Annotated in this window: 20 protein-coding genes; 17 read left to right on the top strand and 3 right to left on the bottom strand. The window is 63.9% G+C overall.

Annotated elements, in window-relative coordinates; all coding sequences use genetic code 11:
* Nucleotides 1-35: 35 nt before the first annotated feature.
* Both ruvB and ORS3428_RS04390 read left to right on the top strand, forming a co-directional pair.
* The gene (ruvB, locus tag ORS3428_RS04395; RefSeq protein WP_071094945.1) at nucleotides 36-1,073 is read left to right on the top strand and encodes a Holliday junction branch migration DNA helicase RuvB; all 1,038 of its coding nucleotides are present in this window, start codon (nucleotides 36-38) and stop codon (nucleotides 1,071-1,073) included.
* 129 nt (nucleotides 1,074-1,202) lie between these two features.
* Nucleotides 1,203-2,111, top strand: a complete 909-nt coding sequence (locus tag ORS3428_RS04390; RefSeq protein WP_071094943.1) for a metallophosphoesterase — start codon at nucleotides 1,203-1,205, stop codon at nucleotides 2,109-2,111.
* A gap of 109 nt (nucleotides 2,112-2,220) precedes the next feature.
* Here ORS3428_RS04390 and ORS3428_RS34190 read toward each other — a convergent pair whose 3' ends face one another.
* On the bottom strand, nucleotides 2,221-2,352 hold the full coding sequence (locus ORS3428_RS34190; RefSeq protein WP_274534781.1) for a hypothetical protein: 132 nt from the start codon (nucleotides 2,350-2,352) through the stop codon (nucleotides 2,221-2,223).
* Nucleotides 2,353-2,474: 122 nt separating this feature from the next.
* On the opposite strand from ORS3428_RS34190, the gene ybgC reads away from it, so the two are divergent.
* The 9 genes from ybgC to ftsH all read left to right on the top strand — a co-directional run bounded on the left by ybgC (nucleotide 2,475) and on the right by ftsH (nucleotide 12,581).
* Complete coding sequence (gene ybgC / locus ORS3428_RS04385) at nucleotides 2,475-2,948, top strand: tol-pal system-associated acyl-CoA thioesterase (RefSeq protein WP_071095127.1); 474 nt, start codon at nucleotides 2,475-2,477, stop codon at nucleotides 2,946-2,948.
* Nucleotides 2,949-3,256: 308 nt separating this feature from the next.
* Nucleotides 3,257-3,967: a protein TolQ gene (tolQ, locus tag ORS3428_RS04380; protein ID WP_071094941.1), complete on the top strand. Its 711-nt coding sequence runs from the start codon at nucleotides 3,257-3,259 to the stop codon at nucleotides 3,965-3,967.
* A 9-nt stretch (nucleotides 3,968-3,976) separates the two neighbouring features.
* Complete coding sequence (gene tolR / locus ORS3428_RS04375; protein WP_071094939.1) at nucleotides 3,977-4,438, top strand: protein TolR; 462 nt, start codon at nucleotides 3,977-3,979, stop codon at nucleotides 4,436-4,438.
* 8 nt (nucleotides 4,439-4,446) lie between these two features.
* Nucleotides 4,447-5,604, top strand: coding sequence for a cell envelope integrity protein TolA (locus ORS3428_RS04370; protein WP_071094936.1), 1,158 nt, complete (start codon nucleotides 4,447-4,449; stop codon nucleotides 5,602-5,604).
* 79 nt (nucleotides 5,605-5,683) lie between these two features.
* On the top strand, nucleotides 5,684-6,955 hold the full coding sequence (tolB, locus tag ORS3428_RS04365; protein ID WP_244507855.1) for a Tol-Pal system beta propeller repeat protein TolB: 1,272 nt from the start codon (nucleotides 5,684-5,686) through the stop codon (nucleotides 6,953-6,955).
* Between the two features lie 244 nt (nucleotides 6,956-7,199).
* Nucleotides 7,200-7,706: a peptidoglycan-associated lipoprotein Pal gene (pal, locus tag ORS3428_RS04360; RefSeq protein WP_071094932.1), complete on the top strand. Its 507-nt coding sequence runs from the start codon at nucleotides 7,200-7,202 to the stop codon at nucleotides 7,704-7,706.
* Between the two features lie 269 nt (nucleotides 7,707-7,975).
* The gene (ybgF, locus tag ORS3428_RS04355; RefSeq protein WP_071094930.1) at nucleotides 7,976-9,097 is read left to right on the top strand and encodes a tol-pal system protein YbgF; all 1,122 of its coding nucleotides are present in this window, start codon (nucleotides 7,976-7,978) and stop codon (nucleotides 9,095-9,097) included.
* A 51-nt stretch (nucleotides 9,098-9,148) separates the two neighbouring features.
* Nucleotides 9,149-10,540 (top strand): tRNA lysidine(34) synthetase TilS, encoded by a 1,392-nt coding sequence (tilS, locus tag ORS3428_RS04350; protein WP_071094928.1) that lies wholly within the window; start codon nucleotides 9,149-9,151, stop codon nucleotides 10,538-10,540.
* A gap of 106 nt (nucleotides 10,541-10,646) precedes the next feature.
* On the top strand, nucleotides 10,647-12,581 hold the full coding sequence (ftsH, locus tag ORS3428_RS04345; protein WP_071094925.1) for an ATP-dependent zinc metalloprotease FtsH: 1,935 nt from the start codon (nucleotides 10,647-10,649) through the stop codon (nucleotides 12,579-12,581).
* 385 nt (nucleotides 12,582-12,966) lie between these two features.
* On the opposite strand, the gene ORS3428_RS04340 is transcribed toward ftsH, so the two are convergent.
* The gene (locus ORS3428_RS04340; protein WP_071094923.1) at nucleotides 12,967-13,827 is read right to left on the bottom strand and encodes a hypothetical protein; all 861 of its coding nucleotides are present in this window, start codon (nucleotides 13,825-13,827) and stop codon (nucleotides 12,967-12,969) included.
* Between the two features lie 369 nt (nucleotides 13,828-14,196).
* Between ORS3428_RS04340 and glmM the strand changes: the two genes are divergently transcribed.
* The 5 genes from glmM to serA all read left to right on the top strand — a co-directional run bounded on the left by glmM (nucleotide 14,197) and on the right by serA (nucleotide 20,840).
* A complete protein-coding gene (gene glmM, locus ORS3428_RS04335) occupies nucleotides 14,197-15,549 on the top strand; it encodes a phosphoglucosamine mutase (RefSeq protein WP_071094921.1) in 1,353 nt (450 codons plus the stop codon).
* A 222-nt stretch (nucleotides 15,550-15,771) separates the two neighbouring features.
* On the top strand, nucleotides 15,772-16,620 hold the full coding sequence (locus tag ORS3428_RS04330; protein WP_071094918.1) for an outer membrane protein: 849 nt from the start codon (nucleotides 15,772-15,774) through the stop codon (nucleotides 16,618-16,620).
* Nucleotides 16,621-16,827: 207 nt separating this feature from the next.
* A complete protein-coding gene (locus ORS3428_RS04325; RefSeq protein ID WP_071094916.1) occupies nucleotides 16,828-17,706 on the top strand; it encodes an outer membrane protein in 879 nt (292 codons plus the stop codon).
* 293 nt (nucleotides 17,707-17,999) lie between these two features.
* The gene (locus ORS3428_RS04320; protein ID WP_071094914.1) at nucleotides 18,000-19,175 is read left to right on the top strand and encodes a phosphoserine transaminase; all 1,176 of its coding nucleotides are present in this window, start codon (nucleotides 18,000-18,002) and stop codon (nucleotides 19,173-19,175) included.
* A 63-nt stretch (nucleotides 19,176-19,238) separates the two neighbouring features.
* Nucleotides 19,239-20,840, top strand: coding sequence for a phosphoglycerate dehydrogenase (gene serA / locus ORS3428_RS04315; protein WP_071094912.1), 1,602 nt, complete (start codon nucleotides 19,239-19,241; stop codon nucleotides 20,838-20,840).
* A gap of 120 nt (nucleotides 20,841-20,960) precedes the next feature.
* Here the strand turns inward: serA and ORS3428_RS04310 are convergent, their stop codons facing one another.
* A complete protein-coding gene (locus tag ORS3428_RS04310; protein ID WP_071094910.1) occupies nucleotides 20,961-21,899 on the bottom strand; it encodes a DMT family transporter in 939 nt (312 codons plus the stop codon).
* Between the two features lie 267 nt (nucleotides 21,900-22,166).
* Between ORS3428_RS04310 and ORS3428_RS04305 the strand changes: the two genes are divergently transcribed.
* Nucleotides 22,167-23,465 carry an adenylosuccinate synthase gene (locus ORS3428_RS04305; protein WP_071094907.1) on the top strand — a complete coding sequence of 433 codons (1,299 nt, stop codon included), beginning with the start codon at nucleotides 22,167-22,169 and terminating at the stop codon, nucleotides 23,463-23,465.
* Nucleotides 23,466-23,514 lie beyond the last annotated feature (49 nt).

Genomic DNA, 23,514 nt, shown 5'->3' with positions numbered 1-23,514 from the left:
TTGTCCTGCCATAAGCCATATGCGAGGAACGCGGCATGAGCCTATCGCCCCGCCTCATTGCCCCCGACAAGCGCGGCGAGGACGCCGACCAGACGCTGCGGCCGCAGACGCTCGACGAGTTCGTYGGCCAGGCGGCGGCGCGTGCCAACCTCAAGGTCTTCGTTGATGCCGCCAAGAGCCGCGGCGAGGCGCTCGACCATGTGCTATTCGTCGGTCCGCCGGGGCTCGGCAAGACGACGCTGGCGCAGATCATGGCGCGCGAGCTCGGCGTTAATTTCCGCTCGACTTCGGGACCGGTCGTTGCCAAGGCCGGCGATCTCGCGGCGCTGCTCACCAACCTCGAAGAGCGCGACGTGCTCTTCATCGACGAGATCCACCGGCTCAATCCGGCGGTGGAGGAAATCCTCTACCCGGCGATGGAGGATTTCCAGCTCGATCTGATCATCGGCGAGGGGCCGGCGGCGCGCTCGGTCAAGATCGACCTCGCCCGCTTCACGCTGGTTGCCGCCACGACGCGCCTCGGACTCCTGACCAATCCTTTGCGCGACCGTTTCGGCATCCCGGTCAGGCTCAATTTCTACAGCGTCGAGGAACTGGAGCAGATTGTGCGCCGCGGCGCACGCATCCTCCAAATGCCACTTGGCGACGATGGCGCGCTGGAGATCGCACGCCGCGCCCGCGGCACGCCCCGCATCGCCGGCCGGCTGTTGCGCCGAGTGCGCGATTTCGCCTCCGTCGCCGGGGACGGCCATGTCGACAAGCACATCGCCGACGAGGCGCTCACCAGGCTGGAGGTCGATGCGCTCGGCCTCGATGCGCTCGACCGCCGCTACCTTTCCATGATCGCCCGCAATTTCGGCGGCGGCCCGGTCGGTATCGAAACCATCGCGGCAGGCCTCTCCGAGCCGCGCGACGCCATCGAGGACATCATCGAGCCCTATCTCATCCAGCAGGGTTTCATCCAGCGCACGCCGCGCGGCCGCGTGCTGACCGCCAATGCCTGGCGCCATCTCGGCCTGGATCCGCCGAGAGACCTCGTGCAGCAGCAGATCAGCCTGTTCCAGGAAGAGTAACGGACATTTGTTCGTCGGACGCGCTTGAAAGACCCTTCCTGCGCAAAATCTCCTTGGCTCCGCCAAGCTGAAGGCGCAATTGCGGCCTCTAAGGCAAGCTTGAGCATTCCCAGGGGCCGGGGCTGACCGATGATCACCAGACGTAGCTTTCTGCGCCTCGTCGGCGGCTCGTTCCTGTCCATGGTGTCGTTGAGCGCCTATGCGGTCGGCATTGAGCCGATGCTGCTCACCCATGTGAAACGCTATTCCCTCACGCCACCCCACTGGCCGGCAGGCCTCAAGCTGCGYGTCGCTGCGTTGGCCGACGTCCATRCCTGCCGTCCCTGGATGACGCCGGAGCGCATCGCCTCCCTGGTCGAAAAGACGAATGCATTGCAGCCAGACCTGATCGTGCTGCTTGGCGACTATGTCGACGGCATGCGCCTGGTGACCGCCGATGTGTCCGCGCCTGATTGGGCCTCCGCCCTTTCTGGACTGAGGGCGCCGCTCGGCGTGCTCTCAATCCTCGGCAATCACGACTGGTGGCACGACCATGCCGCGCAACGGGCCGAGGTCGGGCCGACGGTCGCGCGCAAGGCACTGGAGGGTGTCGGCATCCCGGTGCTGGAAAACGACGTCATGCGGCTGGAGAAAGACGGACATGGCTTCTGGGTTGCCGGACTTGCGGACCAGCTGGCAATCCGGCCGAGCAGAGCCCTGGGTCGCCACGGCTTCAAGGGCCTGGACGATCTCGACGGCACGCTGGCCAAGGTGCAAGGCAGCGAACCGATCATCCTGCTCGCGCATGAGCCCGATATTTTTCCGAAAGTGCCTCGGCGGGTTTCGCTGACGCTGTCCGGCCACACCCATGGCGGACAGGTGCGGCTGTTCGGCTATTCGCCGGTCGTGCCGTCCGACTTCGGCAACCGATACGCCTATGGCCATGTCGTTGAGAACGACCGCAACCTGATTGTTTCGGGCGGGCTCGGCTTCAGCATCATGCCGGTGCGCTTCGRCATGCCGCCGGAGATCGTGCAGATCGATCTCGGCTCGGCCTGACCAGGCCAAGGCAGGACTGCCTTGGCCGAAGTAACCGGATCATATCCATCGCATTGGGCCCTGCCTTGTCGCCGCCGGAGGCATCGCCATAGCGGAACCGTCCATCAACTCACTCGTCCCGATCTGGCGGTTGCCGCCGCACGGGATGAGGTGCAGGTACGATCACCTTCAGCCCGGCGCGGTTGATCATGGCGTCAGGCGCCAGCAGCGCCGCCGTCAAGGTCTTGATCATCTCGCCCAACAGTGCCATCCGGTTCCCGGGCCGCGGCTATGCGTGTCGCCCAAAGTGTGCAGCGGTCTTGGGCGACATGCATGAAAGCCCGCGGGCTTGAGGTGCCGCTCGGGCCTGAAAAGGAAAGCGCGATGGACGATCATGGTGAATCGGCGACATTCAGCGCCGGGCTTTCCGGGACGCTGACGGATTTCGGCCATCGCCTGATGGCTCGCGTCTACTATGCCGACACCGATTTCTCCGGCGTCGTCTACCACGCGCGCTATCTCGAATTCTTCGAGCGCGGCCGCTCGGACTATCTTCGGCTTGCCGGCGTTCATCATACCGAACTTGCTGACGGCAAGCATGGCGAGCGCATCGTCTGGGTTGTACGGCGCATGGAGATCGACTTCCGCTCGCCGGCGCGCATGGATGACATCCTCACCATCGACACGCGCWCAGAGGATATTTCCGGCGCTCGCATCTTCATGGCGCAGCAGCTGAAGCGCGGCGGCGAGGTGCTGGTCGAGGCGAAGGTCGAGGCGGYGATCATCGGCGAGAACGGCCGGCCGCGCAGATTTCCGAAGGAATGGATYGCCGCTTTCATGCCGAAGGCGAGCGGTTGATTTCACCTCCAGCCGGCTTCGGCTTAGGGCATTAACCGGCCACGTCCAGGCGTGGCGCCGGGGGGTGGGCGCGGCAATGCGCCGCGCTTCATATCCTAACCCATCCTTAACCATAACGGTTCATGAAGGAATTGGTGAAGATTGGCGCAATTCGTGCGCCTTCCTTTCACCAATATTTGCCCCGAAAAGGCCGCGAAACGGTGCATTCGGGGCTTGTCCCGCAAGCTTCAAGCTTCGCGCGATCGGACCAGAGGGATGCCCATGGGCGAGCCGCCAGCGATGCCCGGAAAATTCTTAAGGACGTAGTCATGGAAAACATCGCACTCRCCGAACCGGGCGCGCATTTGTCGATATGGGCCCTGTTCATGCAGGCCAGCTGGGTGGTCAAGCTGGTCATGATCGGCCTGCTCTGCGCCTCAATCTGGACCTGGGCGATCATCATCGACAAGCTCGTCGCCTACAGCCGCATGYGGCTGGCACTGAACCGCTTCGAGCAGGTGTTCTGGTCGGGACAGTCGCTAGAGGAACTCTATCGCACGCTGTCCGACCGCAAGACCACCGGCATGGGCGCGATCTTCGTCGCCGCCATGCGCGAATGGAAAAAGAGCTTCGAGAAGGGCGCGAAATCGCCGCTGGCTTTGCAGACGCGCATCGACAAGGYGATGGATCTGGCGCTCACCCGCGAGATGGAAAGGCTGGAGGGCCGTCTCGGCTTCCTCGCCACCACTGGTTCGGCCGCGCCCTTCATCGGCCTGTTCGGCACCGTCATCGGCATCATGACCTCCTTCCAGGCGATCGCCGCCTCGAAGAACACCAGCCTCTCGGTGGTGGCGCCCGGCATCGCGGAGGCGCTGCTCGCGACCGCGATCGGCCTGCTCGCGGCCATCCCCGCCGTCATCGCCTACAACAAGCTGTCATCGGACGCGAACAAACTCGCGGTGCGCATGGAAGGGTTCTCGGACGAGTTCTCCGCCATACTCTCGCGCCAAATCGATGAAAAAGTCGCGCAGAAGGCCTGAGGTACGATCATGGGGATGTCTGCTGCTAGCGCAGGTGGCATAGGGCGGGGCGGACGCGGCCACAGGCGGCGTGGGCGCCATCATGGCCTGATGTCGGAAATCAACGTCACGCCGATGGTCGACGTGATGCTGGTGCTTTTGATCATCTTCATGGTCGCGGCGCCGCTCTTGACCGTAGGCGTTCCGGTCGACCTGCCGGAGACCAAAGCCAAGGCGCTGAATGTCGACACGCAGCCGATCATCATCTCGATCGGCGCCTCCGGCGAGATTCACCTGCAGGAAACCGAGATCCCGGTCGACGAGCTGGTGGCGAAGCTGCAGGCGATCTCGAAGACCGGCTATGACGAGCGCATCTTCATCCGCGGCGACAAGGCTACCAATTACGGTGCCGCGATGAAGGTGATGGGCCTCATCCAGGCTGCCGGCTACAAGAACATCGGCCTGATCTCGCTGCAGGAACAGGACCAGTAGACACCAAGATGCGCACGGGTCTCACCACATCGGTGATCTTGCATGCGGTCGTGCTGGCCTTCGGACTGTTCACGCTGTCGTCGCCGCCCGCGATGCCAGCCGCCGACGTGGAGTCGGTGGCGGTCGACATCGTGCCGATGGAGGCCATCGCGCAGTCGCTGCAAGGCGACAAGAAAGCCGTCATGCATGAGAAGCCGGCGCCCGTTCCGACGAAGCGTCCGGATATCGTTCCCGATGCTCAGAAGGTTGGCGAAAACAGCGTCGATACCGACAAGCCGGTGACGGACGAGGCAAAGCCGAAGCCGGTCGAAAAGACATCGGCGCCACCGCCGGCACCGACTCCGACCGAGAAGCCGGCTGTCGAGGACGTGCCGAAGCCGCAGGAAAAACCGAAGCCGGTGCCGGCCACCGAAGTGGCGCCGACCCCGACGCCGAAGGAAGAGGTCAAGCCCCAGCCGGTCAAGCAGACGGAGCCCAAGCCGACACCGGCCAAGGAGCCGGCTCCGACACCGCCGAAGGACACGACCGCTGCCATCCAGCCGAAGGAAGAGGTGAAGCCTGACGCCGTCGCCCAGGCGATCGCCAAGGAACAGCCGACCGAAGAGGCCAAGCTTCCGGATTCTGCTCCGGCGCCGGAGGCGCGGCCAAAGCCGCAGCCGGCGCAGGCCGAGAGCGCCAAGGCGCCGGACCGCAAGGATGCGGAAAAGCCGGTCAAGGAGGCCTCCTCGAAGCCGAAGTCGGATGAGAAGCAGTTCAACGCCGACGAGATTTCCGCGCTGCTCGACAAGCAGAAGCCATCCGGCGGCRGCGCCAAGCGCTCGACGCAGCAGGCATCGCTCGGCGGCAACAAGGACCAGGGCCAGAAGCTGTCGAAGTCGGAGCAGGGAGCCCTTGAGGCTCAGCTCGGCGGCTGCTGGACCCTGCCTGTCGGCTTGGAAGGTTCGGAGAATTTCGTCGTTGTGGTTCGGTTCAATCTCGACACCAACGGCAAGCTCGACGGCCGCCCGTCTGTCGAGAAGTCGAGYGGTAACAGGCAGTTCGATGAAAGCGCCGTCCGCGCAGTTCAAAAATGCGATGTGGCCGGCCTGCAGGTTCCTGCCGGCAAGCAGGATATCTGGAATGACATCCGGGTCACCTTCGATCCAAGGGAGATGCTTGGCCTCTAAGCCCGGCGTCTGAACCATCAAAGAAGAGAAGCGAGAAGACATGAGWTCTTTCCTCAAGCCGCTCCTGACGATTGCAGCCATGGCGCTGGGCATGACGGCCGGCACCACCCTGCCGGCCTGGRCCCTCGTCGAGCTCAATGTCAATAAGGGCAATGTCGARCCGCTGCCGATCGCCATCACGGATTTCAAGTCCGGCGATGCGCTTGGCGCCCAGATCACGGAAATCGTCACGGCCGACCTCAAGCGGTCGGGCCTGTTCGCGCCGATCGACAAGAGCGCCTTCATCGAAAAGATCTCGAGCCCGGATGCCACGCCGCGCTTCGAAGACTGGAAGGTGATCAATGCGCAGGCGCTGGTCACGGGCAGCGTCGGCAAGGAGGCCGACGGCCGCATCCGCGCCCAGTACCGGCTGTGGGACACTTTTGCCGGCCAGCAGATGTCGGGCGAGCAGTTCTTTGCCAACGACGCCAACACAAGGCGCGTCGCCCATATCATCGCCGACGCGATTTATGAGCGGCTCACCGGCGAAAAGGGCTATTTCGACACGCGCGTCGTCTTCGTCGACGAATCGGGCCCCAAGAACGGTCGCAAGAAGCGCCTCGCCATCATGGACCAGGACGGCGCCAATGTGCGCTACCTGTCGGACGGCCGCTCGATCGTGCTGACGCCGCGCTTCTCGCCGAACCGGCAGGAAATCACCTATATGTCCTATGAGAGCGGGCAGCCGAAGGTCTACCTGCTGCAGATCGAGACCGGGCAGYGCGAACTGGTCGGCAATTTCCCCGGCATGACGTTCGCGCCGCGCTTCTCGCCCGACGGCCAGAAGGTGATCATGAGCCTGCTGCGCGACGACGGCAATTCGAACATCTTCGCCATGGACCTGAGGAGCCGCTCGACCACCCGGCTCACCAATTCGACCGCGATCGACACCTCGCCGTCCTATTCTCCCGACGGCAGCAAGATCGTGTTCACCTCCGACCGCGGCGGCCGCGCGCAGATCTATGTGATGGGCGCCGACGGCTCGGGCCAGACCCGCATCTCCTTCGGCGACGGCGTCTATTCGACGCCGGTATGGTCGCCGCGCGGCGACCTCATCGCCTTCACCAAGCAGACCGGCGGCGAGTTCCAGATCGGCGTCATGYGCACCGACGGCTCGGGCGAGCGCATCCTTTCCTCCGGCTTCCAGCAGGAAGGACCGACCTGGGCGCCGAACGGCCGCGTGCTGATGTTCTTCCGCGACTCCGCCGGCGGGCCGAAGCTCGTCACCGTCGATCTCRCCGGCCGCAACGAGCAACAGATCCCGACGTCGAACTTCGCCTCGGATCCGGCCTGGTCGCCGTTGCTGGAGTAAGAGGAATTGGGGAACTGAGGAATTGARGAACTGAAGAAGCCGGGCCGAGATCCCGCCTTTTCGCGGCTTGGTCGCGTTTTGGYCGCATTTCCGCCTACGGTCCGCGCGCATCTTGGGCGCTTGTCGGAATGGCCGAGGACGGCGGCCGAAACCAAATATTAACTGTGTTTCTTGAACCGCGGTTAACCCAAACGTGGTTACTGGGTGATCAACGAAATCACTCGAATGCGAAGGAGAGGGCGGCATGGGCCGTATCGCAGCACTTACCAGAAATCCCGCGATGATCGCGTTGGTGGCGGCACTCGCCATTACGGGTTGYGCCTCGAAGAAGACCCCGAACAGCGCGGCCGATCTCGGCCTCAATGGCGCCGGCGCCGCCWCGCCTGGCTCGGCGCAGGACTTCACCGTCAATATCGGCGACCGCATCTTCTTCGATACCGACTCCTCGGCGATCCGCGCCGACGCGCAGACCACGCTGGCGCGCCAGGCGCAGTGGCTCAACCAGTACCGACAGTATGCCATCGTCATCGAAGGCCATGCGGACGAGCGCGGCACGCGTGAATACAATCTGGCGCTGGGCGCCCGCCGCGCCGCCGCTACCCGCGACTTCCTGGTTTCCAAGGGCGTCGCGGCCAACCGCCTGAAGACGATCTCCTACGGCAAGGAGCGCCCGGTCGCGGTCTGCGACGACATCTCGTGCTGGTCGCAGAACCGCCGCGCCGTCACGACGCTCTCCGGYGCCGGCTCCTGACGCGCCGCGCCGAAAATCGGTACCGATTTTCGGAAGGGACCATAAGCGCCACAGCGTCCTTTGCGCGTCTGGCGACGCGCGGCGCTGTGGGCGGCAAAAATACAACATTGCGGAACGAAAGGCGGCCCCAGGGCCGCCTTTTTCGTCTGCAACAGGGTGAAACAAAATTTGGCCGAAGTCTCGCGTCCTGCTATGAGCGCGGGGGCGCTTCCTCCCTTCCGATTTGGAAAGGCGCATCAGGCCAACAGTTTTCACGGCGAGAGACATAAATGCATTTCAGAACGGTCCTGAGCGGCACGCTTGCGCTGCTGCTCGTATCAAGCATCGCGAGCGTCGCCGCGCCGGCGAACAGCAGCGGGCAATCCTCGGACAGYGGATTCACCTTCCATCTGCCGACGCTCGGCATCTTCGGCGACAAGAAGAAGCCGGAGCAGGCCCAGATGGCGCAGCAGGACAGCGCCGGCGCGACCGGTCTGGAAGACCAACTCCGTCAGATGAACGGCAAGATCGAGGAGCTCAATTTCCAGATCCTGCAAATGCAGGAGCAGATGCGAAAGCAGCAGGAAGACAACGAGTTCCGCTTTCAGCAGCTCGAGGGCGGGTCGCAGGGTGGTAGACCTGCCGGCCAGAAGAAGTCCGAGGCCGCGCCTCAGGATGGCAACACAGGTGCTGGCGATGCCGGCGCCGATACCAGCGTCGCCGATGCCCCGGCGACGAAAGCCCCGGCCGGCACCGGCGCGCAGGGCGGCGGCAAGACCGTCGGCGAGGTCATTGTCGAGTCGCAGACCGGCGACCCTGGAAAGGTGATCACCGGCGCGCCGCCGAAGACCTTCGGCACCATCACGGTCGACAAGAACGGCAATGTCGTCAATGCCGAGGCCGATCCGCAGGCGAGCACGCCGGCGGCGCCCTCGACCGCCACCGCGAGCGCTCCCGCGGCCGAGACCGGCGCCAAGAGCGGCAAGGGCAAGTCCGGCGGCACGGTGATGGCCTCGCTGCCCTCGACCAACGATCCCGACGAGCTCTACCGCAACTCCTACCAATTCATCCTGTCGGGCGACTACCSCACTGCCGAGCAGGGTTTCCGCGATCATATCTCCCGCTTCCCCAAGGACGCGAAGGCGGCGGACGCGCATTACTGGCTGGGCGAGTCGCTGCTCGGCCAGCAGAAATACCGCGACGCTGCGGAGGTGTTCCTCGCAGCCAGCAAGGAATATCCGAAGGCCAAGAAGGCGCCCGACATGCTGCTCAAGCTCGGGGTTTCGCTGGTCGGCCTCAAGCAGAACGACGTGGCCTGCGCCACCTTCAACGAGATCGRCAAGCGCTATCCGGATGTCTCCGGCACACTGAAGGAACGCATCAAGCAGGAAAAGGCACTGGCATCGTGCTAGCTTGCATGTCGTTGTCCCGGAGCCGGGACCAAGTTTGGGCGACATGCACTGATGCTCGATACCGGGGCTGACCTTTCGGATCGCCTTTTCTCAGACTTCGACTTCTCCCACGGCGCCGTTGCGGCCGTGTCCGGCGGCAGCGACTCGACCGCCCTTCTCTTTCTTCTCAAAAATCATCTCGACCGAACCGTGCCCGCGGCAAAGCTGCTTGCGGTGACGATCGATCACGGCCTGAGGCCAGGTTCGGCAGCGGAAACACGAGCCGTGGACAACCTCTGCGCCGAGCACGRCATTGCGCATCGCACGCTCGTCTGGTCCGGCTGCAAGCCGTCGACCGGCCTGCCCGCCGCCGCGCGCGAGGCGCGCTATCGGCTGCTGGCAAAGGCGGCCGAAGAAGCAGGTATCCGCCTGATCCTGACCGGCCACACTGCCGACGACCAGGCGGAGACGGTGCTGATGCGGCAGGCGCGCGACGAAGGGGCCCGCGAGGATGCGCGCGAGGGACGCGGCCTCGCCGGCATGGCGCCCGCCACGCTCTACGATTGGCGGGTATGGATCGCCCGGCCGCTGCTCGGTACGCGCCGCGCGGCATTGCGCGAGATGCTGAAGCGCCGCGGCATCGGCTGGATCGAGGATCCGACCAATGTCGACCAGCGTTTCGAGCGGCCGCGGGTGCGCGCATCCCTTGCAGGTACCGATGGCGAAGGCCGGTTCAAGGAGGCCATCGCGCGAACCGATCAAGCTGCGGCGGAGCGTCAGGAACTCGGCCGGCGCGCGGCCACGCTGATCGGCGCCTTCGCCGGCCAACCGGGTCCCGGCCTCATCCGCCTCGACCGCGATTTCACCGCCAGCGGTGACAGCGGTGCCGGCATCTATGCGCTCCGCATCCTGCTCGCCACGGTCGGCGGCGTTTCGTTCCTGGTCGACGAGGCGCGCTGCCGGGCGCTGTTCGAGCGTCTGCGGTCCGGCACGCTTTGCGCCACATTGTCGCGGACAGTGGTCGACACGCGGCGGACCRGTATCTTCCTTTGCCGCGAGGACCGCAACCTGCCCGCCGCCATTCCGGYCGAGGACCAGGCCGTTTGGGACGGTCGGCGTCGGATCACATTGAGCGACAGATCGGGCGGTTTGGTGATCGCTCCCTTAGGGGCGGTCGCCGCCAAACGCCTTGCGGCAGAAGACGGCGCGCCGGCAGGATTGCTGCGCAGGGCGCTTGCCGCCGAACCCGCGGCCTGGCGCGACGGCGAATGCCTTGATTTTGCTGGCGGTGGCATGGCGCCGCCGCCGATGGCAATCGTCCCGGTGGTGTCGCCCTTCGCCACCTTCCTCCCGTCCTTCGATTTGCCGCCTGCCGCAGCGGTCGCCGCGCTGATCGGTGCGCCGCCGCTGCCGGCTCTGCCTTTTCACGGCCATGATCGCAGCGGAGCATGGGCGAAAGCTTAACCGACCCGTGCTGTTATGCTTGGCAAGGGGAGGCGCTCTCCCTATGTTAGAACCCAAGCTTTCCTTCACATCGTGGGTCCGCATGCGGACACCAACAGGACAATAGATGAATCCGAATTATCGCAACCTCGCGCTCTGGGCGATCATAGCGGTCCTGCTCATCGCTCTCTTCAATCTTTTCCAGACGCCGCAGACGCGCGGCGCCTCGAGCGAGATTGCCTATTCGCAGTTCCTGCAGGATGTCTCGGCCGGCCGGGTCAAGAGCGTGACCATCGCCGGCGCCCGCATCTCGGGCAACTACACGGACAATGCCAACGGCTTCCAGACCTATTCGCCGGGCGATCCCTCGCTGGTCTCGCGGCTGCAGGACAAGAACGTCACCATCAACGCGCGGCCTGAAACCGACGGCTCAAACTCGCTGTTCGGCTACCTGATCTCGTGGTTGCCGATGATCCTGATCCTCGGCGTGTGGATCTTCTTCATGCGCCAGATGCAGTCCGGTTCCGGYCGCGCCATGGGCTTCGGCAAGTCGAAGGCGAAGCTGCTGACGGAGGCGCATGGCCGCGTCACCTTCCAGGACGTCGCCGGCGTCGATGAGGCCAAGGAGGACCTGGAGGAGATCGTCGAGTTCCTCCGCGATCCGCAGAAGTTCCAGCGGCTCGGCGGCAAGATCCCGCGCGGCGTGCTGCTCGTCGGCCCGCCGGGAACCGGCAAAACGCTGCTCGCGCGCTCGGTCGCGGGCGAAGCCAATGTGCCGTTCTTCACCATCTCGGGCTCGGACTTCGTCGAGATGTTCGTCGGCGTCGGCGCGTCCCGCGTGCGCGACATGTTCGACCAGGCCAAGAAGAACGCGCCCTGCATCATCTTCATCGACGAAATCGACGCGGTCGGCCGTCATCGCGGCGCCGGCCTCGGCGGCGGCAATGACGAGCGCGAGCAGACGCTGAACCAGTTGCTGGTCGAGATGGACGGCTTCGAGTCCAACGAAAGCATCATCCTGATCGCCGCCACCAACCGGCCCGACGTGCTCGACCCGGCGCTGCTCAGGCCCGGCCGTTTCGACCGCCAGGTCGTCGTGCCGAACCCCGACATCGTCGGCCGCGAGAAGATCCTCAAGGTGCATGTGCGCAATGTGCCGCTGGCGCCCAATGTCGACCTCAAGGTCATCGCGCGCGGAACGCCCGGCTTCTCAGGCGCCGACCTGATGAACCTCGTCAACGAATCCGCGCTGATGGCGGCGCGCCRCAACAAGCGGCTCGTCACCATGGCCGAGTTCGAGGACGCCAAGGACAAGATCATGATGGGCGCGGAGCGCCGCTCGTCGGCGATGACGCAGGCCGAGAAGGAACTGACCGCCTATCACGAGGCCGGCCACGCCATCCTGGCGCTCAACGTGCCGACCGCCGATCCGCTGCATAAGGCGACCATCATTCCGCGCGGCCGCGCGCTCGGCATGGTCATGCAGCTGCCGGAAGGCGACCGCTATTCGATGAGCTACAAATACATGATCTCGCGGCTCGCGATCATGATGGGCGGCCGCGTCGCAGAGGAGTTCAAGTTCGGCAAGGAGAATATCACCTCCGGCGCCTCCTCCGACATCGAGCAGGCGACCAAGCTGGCGCGCRCCATGGTGACGCGCTGGGGCTTCYCCGACAAGCTCGGCCATGTCGCATATGGCGATAACCAGGAAGAGGTCTTTCTCGGCCATTCCGTGGCGCGCCAGCAGAACATCTCGGAAGAGACGGCGCAGATCATCGACGCCGAGGTGCGCCGGCTGATCGACGACGCCTATTCGACCGCGAAGAGCGTGCTCACCAAGAAGAAGAAGGACTGGATCGCGCTCGCCGAGGGTCTGCTCGAATATGAGACGCTGACCGGCGACGAGATCAAGCAGCTGATCGCCGGCCACAAGCCCGCCCGCGACCTCGGCGACGACACGCCGCCCAGCCGCGGCTCGRCCGTGCCGAAGGCCGGCACCGGCGGCCGCCGCAAGAAGGGCCCCGAGCCCGAAGGCGGCATGGAGCCGCAGCCGCAGGGGTAAGCTTCAAAACGGATACTGCTCAACAAACGCCGCGGTCCTGCCGCGGCGTTTTGCTTGGGGGTGGGAGAGTCCGTGACTTGCATCGTTTGCGATTGGCGAAAGCCAGCGTGACGGTCAATCTCCCCCCATGTCGGGGAGATGCCCGGCAGGGCAGAGGGGGCGCCCGCGGCTCCCTCCTTGCGCCGTGGCGATGGCGAAATCGTCGATGAGAGCGCCCTCTCTCCGTCACTATACGGGTATACGGGGAGCGAATGCCGGCAGGCAGGTGAGGGCCTGCGAATACTGCAAAACCGATCAGGCGTGGTTCGACCAACGGGTCGATGGGCAGCAAAAGCCCGCGCACTGGGGGTGCGCGGGCCTTTGTTCAGATCGACTGAAGGAGAGATCAGCCCTTCAGCTTGGCGTTGCAGAGGCTGTAGAAGCCGCCGCCCTTTTGGATCCACTTCAGGCCGCCGAGAGTGTTGGCGTCCTTGTTGGCGTAGTATTGCTCGAGGCAGGTGTGCATGCGGCCCTTGGCCGGGGTCTCGTTGGCGAATTTCGGCGAGATGGCCGTCGGGAAGGTCACGCCCTTCGGGGCGGCGACGGTCGGCTTCGCCGGCTCGCTGGTGTAGGTCGCTTCCGTCGGAGCCGRCACGGTGTCGTCGTCGGCAGCGGCGGCGCCGCATTCGGCCTTGCGGAAGTCATTCCACTTCATGCCGTTGAGCTTGTTGGCCGTCTTCGCAGCCTGATATTTGCTGCTGCATTCGGCCATCGACAGGCCCTTGCCGGAGGCAGCCGCCGGCGCGGTGGTGGAGGTCGCTGTCTTGGCCGTGGTCGTGGAACCGCCGGCGGCAGCGGCTGTGGCGCCGGCCGCGCATTGGGTCTTGCGGAAATCGTTCCACTTCATGCCGTTCAGCGTGCCTGCGGCCTTCGCGGCCTGGTACTTGGCGCTGCACTCTTTCGCGCTGAGGCCCTTGGCTGAGCTGTCGGCTGCCGCGGCATTGGTATCCTTGGCCTTCTTGGCCGGCTTGGTCTCGGCAGCCGCCTTGGTGTCGGTTGCTGCCTTCGTGTCCRTTGCGGCGGAGGCGTCGCTGYCGCACTGCGCCTTGCGGAACTGGTTCCAGGTCTGGCCGTTCAACGTCCCCGCGTCCTTGGCCGCGTTATACTTGGTGCTGCACTCGRCCATGGTCAGCGCGTTCGCCGGCGCCGCCACGAAAAAGGCTGCGACGGCGAGGCCCGTCAGAGTTGCAAGTCTATGAATAAGCATGGCGTTTTCTCCCTTGCTGCCGCCAGGTGGTGTCCCTATACGAAATCAATAGCTCTCAACTTCGGACTGCGCCAGATGCTTCCGGCGCGGATACCCTCACAAAGTGTGTTCCTCCCGATAAGGTGATGAATTGCTTGCATTTGTTCGTGCAAACAAGGTTTTTCCAAGCCGCATCCGGCGGAAAAGCTCGCCTTGGCTGGTATATTGCGGCTATAGTGCGAGATCGTGGTAGGCTGCCGAATCACTTGGACCGCCTGCGACAATGAATTTCTAAGGAATGGTAATATATAATCACGAAATGTGATGATCGGATGCGGCCCCATTGTGGCAGTAGGGGCGGCTGAAAAACCGACGGGGACATTGGCAGACATGGCAGGGCACTATTTCGGCACCGATGGCATCCGCGGACGGGCCAACAAATTTCCTATGACCGCCGAGGTGGCCATGAGGGTCGGGATGGCCGCCGGGCTTTCGTTCCAGCGTGGCAATCATCGGCACCGCGTCGTGCTCGGCAAGGACACGCGGCTTTCCGGCTACATGATCGAGAATGCGATGGTGTCGGGCTTGTGCGCCGCCGGTATGGACGTGTTCCTGCTCGGACCGATTCCGACGCCGGCTGTGGCCATGCTGGTGCGCTCGCTGCGCGCCGACATCGGCGTGATGATCTCGGCCTCGCACAACCCCTACTACGACAACGGCATCAAGCTGTTCGGCCCCGACGGCTACAAGCTGTCCGACGAGATCGAGGAGCGCATCGAAGGCATGCTCGACAAGGACATCGAGCTTGCGCTTGCCGATTCCGACGGGCTTGGCAGGGCCAAGCGCGTCGATGGCGTTCATGACCGCTACATCGAATTCGCCAAGCGCACGCTGCCGCGCTCGATGTCGCTTTCCGGGCTTCGGATCGTCGTCGACTGCGCGAACGGCGCCTCCTACAAGGTGGCGCCCGAGGCGCTGTGGGAACTCGGCGCCGAGGTTGTCGCAATCAACGTCGAGCCGAACGGCTTCAACATCAACAAGGAATGCGGCTCGACCCATCCGGTGGGCCTGCAGAAGAAGGTGCACGAGGTGCGCGCCGACATCGGCATCGCGCTCGACGGCGACGCCGACCGGGTGGTCATCGTCGACGAGAACGGTGACATCATCGACGGCGACCAGATCATGGCGCTGATCGCAGAATCCTGGCACCAGAGCGGGCGGCTGGCCGGCGGCGGCGTGGTCTCCACCGTGATGTCCAATCTCGGTCTCGAGCGTTTCCTCGGCGACATGAAGCTGCAGCTGCACCGCACCAAGGTCGGCGACCGCTATGTCGTCGAGCATATGCGCGCGCACGGGCTGAATGTCGGCGGCGAGCAGTCCGGCCACATCGTGCTTTCCGATTTCTCGACCACCGGCGACGGCCTAGTTTCGGCGCTGCAGGTGCTGGCCTGCATCAAGCGGCAGAACCGGCCGGTGAGCGAGCTGTCGAAGAAGTTCGAGCCGGTACCGCAGCTTCTGAAGAATGTCCGCATCTCCGGCGGCAAGCCGCTGGAGGAGGCGCCGGTCAAGGCGGCGATCGAGGATGCGCGCAACCGGCTCGGCAAGGCCGGCCGGCTCGTCATTCGGCCTTCCGGCACCGAGCCGCTGATCCGCGTCATGGCCGAAGGCGACGATCCGCAGCTGGTCGAAGCCGTCGTCAACGATATTGTCGGCATCATTTCGGAAACGCGCAACGCCGCCTGACAGCCGCCGCCAATCGAGCCTTTTCGCCTTCCGGAAGCCCGCCGCCCGGCGGGCTTTGWTGTGCGCCCACAGTCGTCCGGACAACGGCATTCCATCTAAAATTGTATAGATTCGTGGTTAATCGGTACGGTTAAACGGCTTTTAACCTTTGCAATTCATTATCCACGCCCGAGGCAACCATCTTCGGGCGGCGTCGTCCCGAGGCTTCTCAGGGGTGACAGCATGTTCAATACAGCAAGAATGGCATTGATTGCCGCGCTGTTCGCGGGAGTGGCCGGGCCGGCCTTTGCCGCCGACCTCGCGGGACCGCCACCGGTCGAAGAGGCGCCGCCGCCTGTAGTCGAGGCTCAGCCGGTCGATGTCGGCGGCTGGTACATCCGCGGTGATATCGACTATCACTGGTCGAAGTTTCGGGGCGGTGATTACACGACTTACAGCGGGACGCCGCCGCAAATTCCCGGCAGCTTCGCCAGCGGCAAGCTGAAGGGGGCCTTCTCTGCCGGCGCCGGTGTCGGCTACCAGGTCAACCAGTATTTCCGCACCGATCTCACCGCGGACTGGCTGGCCAGGTCCGATTTCCGCGGCTCGACCAACGGCTTTTGCTCCGGCGGCACGGTGGCCTGTACCTCCGTCGACACCTCGTCCTATTCGGCATTGCTGCTTCTGGCCAACGCCTATGTCGACATCGGCACCTGGCATGGTGTCACACCCTATGTCGGCGCCGGCATCGGCGGCGCCTGGGTCAAGTGGGACACGCTGCACAACACGGATCTCGACGGTTCCTTCGAGCATGCCGGCGGCAAGGGCTGGCGCTTTGCTTACGCTCTGATGGCCGGCGCCTCCTACTGCCTGACCGATCACGTCAAGCTCGACGTCGGCTATCGCTACAGCCATATCAACGGCGGCAAGATGTTCGAATATGCCTCGGACAGCAATGTCGGTCCGGGCTACGATCGCGGCATCAACGTGCATGAAGTGCGCGGCGGCCTGCGTTATCAGTTCGGCAGGTCCGACTGCGCTCCGCCGCCGGAACCCTATGTGCCCGAGCCGCAGCCAGTTTACACCAAGTAGTCGCTTCGAATATCCTGAGATTTGCCAGCCGCCCGGCATCAGCCGGGCGGTTTTGCTTTGTGCGCGGCTGGTAAAGTCTTACCGAAATCAATTTGGTAACCGCCTGTTATCCTTAACCGGCACTTAACCACTATGGTTAACAATACTCCTTGATACGGCAGCTGTGCTCGCGTTCGCGACTGGCGCCAACTTTAGGAGCCGGGGACCATGACACTCAAATCGCGTATAGCACTGGCGCTCGCCGCAATCGTGCTGATGCCGGCGGCACAGGCGGTGTCGGCCGACTACAATCCGCCGATCTATGTCGACGAGGCGCCGGACTATCAGCCGGTCGAGGTCGGCTCAGGCTGGTATCTGCGCGGCGACGTCGGCTACGCCTTCAACAAGCCTTACGATTTTTCGGAGACGCCGGCCGGTGTCGTCACCGATGTCAGCGCCCTCTCGGGCTCCATCGGCATGGGCTATCATTTCAACGATTACCTGCGCGGCGAACTGAACTTCGGGCTGATGYCGACCAGCAAGTTCGACAACAAATATGTCACCACCTGCGAAGGCACCCAGACCACGACGGTAACCGACAACACGTCCGGCAACATCGTCAGCCAGGTTTCGGGTCCCGGCAGCCGCTCCTGCGACGGCTCGGACTACACGAGGAACAAGGCGTATGACGTCATGGCCAGCGCCTTTGTCGATCTCGGGACCTATGTCGGGTTCACGCCCTATGTCGGCGGCGGTCTCGGCGTGGCCTACAGCACCTATACGCTCGCGCAGGGCGCCAGGGACTGYCAGGACGATTCCGTCACAACGGTCGGCGGCGGCACTACGACGACAACGACTTTCAACTGTTTCAATTCGAGCGTTTACGACGGCACGATTACGCGCGAAAGACAGTACAATCTGGCATACATGCTGGGCGCCGGCTTCGCCTACCAGGTCAGCAGGAATGTCGCGCTTGATGTCGGCTACCAATATGTGTCGGTGCCATCGGCGAAATTCGCTACCATCGACAGCTCGGGCACGCCCTCGATCCACAAGGGTATCGATTATCATGAGGTCAAGGTCGGGCTGCGCTACGACCTCTGGTGACCGTCCAGAATGCATCCAATCGCAATGGCGGGTCGGATGATGATCCGCCATTTGCTTTTGCGCCTAAAGCGCCGCGCTGCGACGCGGTTTAAACCTTTGTATTTGCGCATGTTGTTTCCCAAAGTCGCGGCRCATTTTTGGGCGACATGCGTTTAGCGCGGCCAGTTGGTGCGGTACCGGTATTCCGCCAGCGACAAAAACTTTGCTCTTGACGCCGAGAGCCTGAGCGCATATCGCCGTCCGTGGGCCACCCCTCCCCAACGAGGGGCCACTATCTGGAAGGATAGACCACGATGACGACGCTTACCAAGCCCGGACTCCGTCCGCCAAATCCCAATTTCTCCTCAGGTCCCTGCGCAAAACGTCCCGGCTGGTCGGCCGAGGCRCTGAAAGCTGCCGCGCTTGGGCGCTCCCATCGCGCCAAGGTCGGCAAGGCGAAGCTCGAGCGGGCAATCGAGCTGACGCGCGAAATCCTCAAGGTTCCCGCCGACTACCGCATCGCCATCGTGCCGRCATCCGATACAGGCGCGGTCGAGATGGCGCTATGGTCGCTGCTCGGCGAGCGCGGCGTCGACATGGTCGCCTGGGAAAGTTTTGGTTCCGGCTGGGTCACCGACGTGGTCAAGCAGCTGAAGCTCGCCGACGTGCGGCGCTTTGAGGCCAGCTACGGCGAACTGCCCGACCTGACGCAGATCGATTTCGACCGCGACGTGGTGTTGACCTGGAACGGCACGACCTCAGGTGTGCGGGTACCGAACGGCGATTTCATTCCGGCCGGCCGCAAGGGTCTCACCATCTGTGATGCGACTTCAGCCGCCTTCGCGCAAAGGCTCGAATTCGAAAAACTCGATGTCGTGACCTTCTCCTGGCAGAAGGTGCTGGGCGGTGAGGGCGCGCATGGCATGCTGATCCTCAGCCCACGCGCCGTCGAGCGGCTCGAGACCTACAAGCCGGCCTGGCCGCTGCCGAAGATCTTCCGCCTCACCTCGGGCGGCAAGCTGATCGAGGGCATCTTCAAGGGCGAGACCATCAACACGCCGTCGATGCTGTGCGTCGAGGATTACCTCGATGCGCTCAACTGGGCGAAGTCGATCGGCGGCCTGGAAGCGCTGATTGCCCGCGCCGATGCCAACGCTGCGGTRCTCGACCGGTTCGTGGACAAGTCGCCCTGGCTCGGCCATCTGGCCGTCGATCCGGCGACACGCTCGAACACTTCGGTCTGCCTCTCCTTCACGGACAGCCAAGTCGCGGCGCTCGATTCCGACGGCCAGGCGGCTTTCGCCAAGGGGAWCGTCTCGGCGCTCGACAAGGAAGGTGTCGCTTACGACATCGGCTCCTACCGCGATGCGCCGCCGGGGCTGCGCATCTGGTGCGGCGCGACCGTCGAGACTTCCGATCTCGAAGCGCTGCTGYCCTGGCTCGACTGGGCCTTCGCCATGCAGAAGGCGTCGCTGAAAGCAGCGGCCTGAGATCCCTGGCGGCCTGCGGGCCGCCATTTCCCGACACATCCAATTTCCTTCAAGGAGGCCGCCATGGCGCCCCGCGTTCTCGTCTCGGATAAACTTTCAACCACCGCCGTGCAGATCTTCAAGGATCGCGGCATCGAGGTCGACTACCTGCCCGATCTCGGCAAGGACAAGGAAAAGCTGCTCGAAGTGATCGGCCAGTATGACGGCCTCGCCATCCRCTCGGCGACCAAGGTCACCGAGAAGCTGATCAATGCCGCCGCGAAGCTCAAGGTCGTCGGCCGGGCCGGCATCGGCGTCGACAATGTCGACATCCCCGCGGCAAGCCGCAGGGGTATCATCGTGATGAACACGCCCTTCGGCAATTCGATCACCACGGCGGAGCATGCGATCGCCATGATCTTCGCGCTGGCCCGCCAGATTCCGGAGGCCAACACCTCGACCCATGCCGGCAAGTGGGAGAAGAACCGCTTCATGGGTATCGAGATCACCGGCAAGACGCTGGGGGTGATCGGCTGCGGCAATATCGGCTCGATCGTGGCCACGCGCGGCGTCGGCCTGAAAATGCATGTCGTGGCTTTCGATCCGTTCCTGTCCGACAGCCGCGCCGAGGAACTCGGCGTCGAGAAGGTCGAGCTCGACGAGCTCTTCGCACGTGCCGACTTCATCACCTTGCACACGCCGCTGACGGACAAGACGCGCAACATCATCGACGCGGCGGCGATCGCCAAGATGAAGAACGGCGTGCGCATCATCAATTGCGCGCGCGGCGGGCTGGTGGTCGAAGCCGACCTGGTTGCCGCGCTTAAGAGCGGCRAGGTGGCCGGCGCCGGCGTCGACGTCTTCGAGGTCGAGCCGGCCGAGAACAACCCGCTGTTCGGCATGGATAATGTCGTGGTGACCCCGCATCTCGGCGCCTCCACCACCGAAGCGCAGGAGAATGTCGCCCTGCAGGTCGCCGAGCAAATGGCCGACTATTTGATCAAGGGCGCGGTCTCCAACGCCATCAACATGCCTTCGATCACAGCCGAGGAAGCGCCGCGGCTAAGGCCCTTCGTCAAGCTTGCCGAGGTGCTCGGCGCCTTTGTCGGCCAGGTCACCGAGGATCCGATCAAGGAGGTCGAGATCTTGTTCGACGGCTCGACCGCGACGATGAACACGCGCGCGTTGGTCAGCGCAACCCTCGCCGGCCTGATCCGGCCGCAGGTCTCGGACGTCAACATGGTGTCGGCACCARTCATGGTGAAGGAGCGCGGCATCATCGTCGCCGAGGTCAAGCGCGACAAGTCGGRCGTCTTCGACGGCTATATCAAGCTCACCGTCAAGACCGAACACAGGACGCGCTCGATCGCCGGCACCTGCTTCTCCGACGGCAAGCCGCGCTTCATCCAGATCAAGGGCATCAATCTCGACGCAGAAGTCGGCCAGCATATGCTCTACACGACCAATGCCGACGCGCCCGGCATCATCGGCCTGCTCGGCACCGTCTGCGGCGAGAATGGCGTCAACATCGCCAACTTCCAGCTCGGCCGCAACCGACCGGGCGGCGACGCGATCGCGCTGCTCTATCTCGACGCGCCCTTCCCGGAAAAGGTGCTGGATCAGCTCAGGGCACACAAGTCGATCGTCTCGGCCAAGCGGCTGCGGTTTGACGTCGGCAGCGAATGAACGGGCCGATCGCCTGAGATCAAAACGCCCCGCCTGCGGCAGCAAGCGGGGCGTTTTGACAATGTCAGATCTACCTGACCTCATGTGCAGGGATGCCAGGCGCAATCCTGCGCTGGGTCGTTATTTTTGGCCGCGGCTTGAAATGCTTGGAGAAGGTGCGAGTGATGCCGGCAAGGCAGCTCGCCTGCCGCTGTATTCGGCCAGCGCGATACCGCCAAGCACCAGCGCGAGCGCCACACCCTGATAGAGCTCAAATCGCTCGCCAACGATCAGCACCGAAAGCAGCGTRCCAAAGATCGGCACCAGATTGATGAACAGCCCGGCCCGGTTGGCGCCGATCAGTTCATTGCCCCTGATATAGAAGATCTGCGAGACGACGCTGGCGCCGAGCGCGGTGTAAAATGCGACCGTCCATCCGCGCGCATCCGGGACGATGACCCGGCCTACCGCCACCTCCCGGATGAAGAAGGGCACCGAAGTCAGGAGCGCGGCGAGCGACAAAGCCAGCATCAGGCTTTGCCAGCGGACGGAAGGCTTCAGGCGAAGCCCCACCGAATAGAGGCTGTAGCAGACAACCGCGACCAGCATGATCGCGTCGCCGAAATTGAGCTCGAGCTTCAGCAATTGGCTTAGATCGCCATGGCTCGCGGTGAGGGCAACGCCGATAATCGTCAGCGCCACGCCGGCGATCTGCAGGCGCTGCACATGCAGGCGGAACAGTACGAAATTGGCAAGAATGATGACGATCGGTATGGCGGCCTGCTCGATCGAGACGTTGATCGCGGTCGTGTAATTCAGCGCCGTGTAGAAGATGACGTTGAAGATCGTGAAGYCGCWGGCGCCGAGGCCRGCAAGCAGCAGCCAGTTGCGCCGCAGCTCGGGCCAGTCCTGGCGAACCRTCCGCCAGMCGACGGGCAGCAGGATCAGCACCGCCAACACCCAGCGCAGGAAGACCAGCGTCATCGGCGACACGTGGCCGACGGCAAGCTTGCCGGCCACGGAATTGCCGCCCCACAGCAGCGTGGTGGAGAGAAGGAACAGATAGGCGGCTCGATGCATTGCTCAATCCGGTGCGGGGCGCGTTCGAGGAGCTAAGCCGGCCTATTGCAGCGGCCAGGCCAAGTAAATGATGCGGAAGCCGAAATTTGTTGTGCCTGGTTCCGGATGACGATTGGAGCATGATCTCCTCCGAAAAACCGGCTCCCCACTTTTCGGGATCATGCTCTGGGGTTTCGGGGGCAAAGAAAGGGTCGCATCGGCCGGCGCATGAGTCTATAGAGGCCTGTCGTTTCAAGCCGCCAAGGCGGCAGCTCAAGGGAAAAGAACATGGCCAATGTGGTGGTCGTCGGCTCGCAGTGGGGCGACGAAGGCAAGGGCAAGATCGTCGACTGGCTGTCGGAACGCGCCGACGTGGTCGTGCGCTTCCAGGGCGGCCACAATGCCGGTCATACGCTCGTCGTCGACGGCAAGGTCTACAAGCTGTCGCTCCTGCCGTCGGGCGTGGTCAGGCAGGGCAAACTCTCGATCATCGGCAACGRCGTGGTCTTCGACCCGCATGCCTTCGTCGCCGAAATCAAGAAGCTCAAGGAGCAGGGCGTGGACGTGACGCCCGAGCGCCTGAAAATAGYCGAAAACACCGCGCTTATCCTGTCGCTGCACCGGGAGCTGGACGGATTCCGCGAAGACGCCGCCTCGAATTCCGGAACCAAGATTGGCACGACCCGCCGCGGCATCGGCCCAGCCTATGAGGACAAGGTGGGCCGGCGCGCCGTCCGGGTGATGGATTTGGCGGATTTGGAAACACTTCCCCTGAAGGTCGACAGGCTGCTGACGCACCACAACGCACTGCGCCGCGGGCTCGGCCATGCCGAGGCGACGCATGAGGCGATCATGCAGGAGCTGACCTCGGTGGCCGGCGAGATCCTGCCTTACATGGACCGTGTCTGGAAAGTGCTCGACGACAAGCGGCGCGCGGGCGAGCGCATCCTGTTCGAGGGCGCGCAGGGAACGCTGCTCGATATCGATCATGGCACCTACCCCTTCGTCACCTCGTCCAACACGGTGGCGGGGCAGGCCGCCGCCGGCTCGGGCACCGGCCCTGGCGCGATCGGCTATGTGCTCGGCATCACCAAGGCCTATACGACGCGCGTCGGCGAAGGTCCCTTCCCGACAGAACAGACGAATGAGATCGGCGAGTTCCTCGGCACGCGTGGCCACGAATTCGGCGTCGTCACCGGCCGCAAGCGCCGCTGCGGCTGGTTCGACGCCGTACTGGTTCGCCAGGCCGTCGCCGTTAACGGCATCAAGGGCATCGCRCTCACCAAGCTCGACGTGCTCGACGGGCTGGACGAGATCAAGGTCTGCACCGCCTACCGCCTCGATGGCGAGCTGATCGACTATCTGCCGGCCAGCCAGGGCGCGCAGGCGCGCGTCGAGCCGGTCTACGAGACGCTCGAAGGCTGGAAGGGGACCACGGCGGGCGCCAGGAGCTGGAACGATCTGCCGGCACAAGCCGTCAAATATGTCCGCTACATCGAAGAGCTGATCGGCGCCCCGGTTGCGCTGCTTTCCACCAGCCCGGAGCGGGACGACACGATACTTGTGACTGACCCGTTTCAAGACTAGTTTCACAGCCCTTCCCGGCGCCTCGACTGATTTGCGGGCGYCGCGAAAA

It is taken from the genome of Mesorhizobium sp. ORS 3428, from assembly GCF_001854785.1.
Taxonomy (GTDB): domain Bacteria; phylum Pseudomonadota; class Alphaproteobacteria; order Rhizobiales; family Rhizobiaceae; genus Mesorhizobium.
This window is presented reverse-complemented; position numbering and strand designations above follow the sequence as displayed.

What these genes read in the sequence shown, in the direction of transcription:
- tolR (WP_071094939.1), top strand. Translation starts at nt 3,977, where the DNA reads ATGGGGATGTCTGCTGCTAGCGCAGGTGGCATAGGGCGGGGCGGACGC.
- glmM (WP_071094921.1), top strand. Translation starts at nt 14,197, where the DNA reads ATGGCAGGGCACTATTTCGGCACCGATGGCATCCGCGGACGGGCCAAC.
- ORS3428_RS04330 (WP_071094918.1), top strand. Translation starts at nt 15,772, where the DNA reads ATGTTCAATACAGCAAGAATGGCATTGATTGCCGCGCTGTTCGCGGGA.